This window comes from Brachyspira catarrhinii, assembly GCF_005518285.1.
Classification (GTDB): domain Bacteria; phylum Spirochaetota; class Brachyspiria; order Brachyspirales; family Brachyspiraceae; genus Brachyspira; species Brachyspira catarrhinii.
Genome location: NZ_SJDU01000604.1, coordinates 1 through 961, shown reverse-complemented (window position 1 = coordinate 961; position 961 = coordinate 1). Strand labels below are relative to the sequence as shown.

Below are 961 nucleotides of genomic sequence, written 5' to 3'. Positions count from 1 at the left end.
TGGAGATATTATAATAAATTAAAAGAAGATGGAATAGTGAGAAATTATGCGGATTTATTATTATACGCGGCTATAATTTATTCGGTTGATAAATATTTAGGATATGTCGCTCCAAAACCGCCTTCTAATATTTTAAAAGAAATTGCAAAAAATTATGCTGTTGAAATCGTTTATATTCCGCTTGCCAACTTCTCGAGCGAAACTTTAAGAAAATTGAGACATTTTCATGTTTTGGGAAATAGAAGATTAAGAAGCATCGCAAAAGATTATATTATTTGATTATTTAAAACGATTTTAAAAATAAAAAAGCGAGATAATTAAATCCCGCTTTATTTTTCGTTAAAAATCTAATTCATAAAACTATTTTTACAAATTAAACGCCCAAAGAAATTATCGAAAAGTTTTTGATTGTTGCAGTAGAACCCGCTTCTTTGGAAATTTCGTCAATCAAACTTTTAATAGTTATTTTATTATCCGTAAATAATTTTTGGTCTATCAAAACGCTTTCGGAATACCAAGAATTCATCTTTCCTTCGAGAATTTTTCCAATCATATTTTCTGGTTTTCCCTGCTCTCTTATCTGCTTTTCAAATATTTCTTTCTGCTCTTTAACCGCTTCCGCGTCAATTCCTTCCCTATTCAAAGCCAAAGGTTTTTCGCTTGCCACATGCATCGCTATTTGATTTGCAATTTCCAAACATTTTCCTTTAGGTTTAATGTCGAATTCCACTACGCTAACCAATTTATTATTGAAATGCACATAAGTTCCGAAAAATCCGCTCGTCTTCATTACTTTCACATCCGCCAAAACGGTTTTTTCTCCCCATTTTTGAATTCCTTCGTTAATCATAGCTTGAATCGTCTCGCCTTTTTCCGATTTTGAATTCAAAAGCGCGTCTACCGAAATATCGTTTAGGTTCATTGCCGTTTTTGATGTTCATTGCCTTTTTTGATATGTCTT

Annotated in this window: 2 protein-coding genes; one reads left to right on the top strand and one right to left on the bottom strand. The window is 31.8% G+C overall.

What is annotated here, in order from left to right:
- Positions 1-279: YbhB/YbcL family Raf kinase inhibitor-like protein (locus EZH24_RS12580; RefSeq protein WP_473807488.1), on the top strand; the 279-nt coding region annotated here is incomplete at its 5' end.
- Positions 280-373: 94 nt separating this feature from the next.
- Here EZH24_RS12580 and EZH24_RS12575 read toward each other — a convergent pair.
- Complete coding sequence (locus tag EZH24_RS12575) at positions 374-922, bottom strand: translation elongation factor Ts (protein ID WP_236847256.1); 549 nt, start codon at positions 920-922, stop codon at positions 374-376.
- Positions 923-961: the final 39 nt, after the last annotated feature.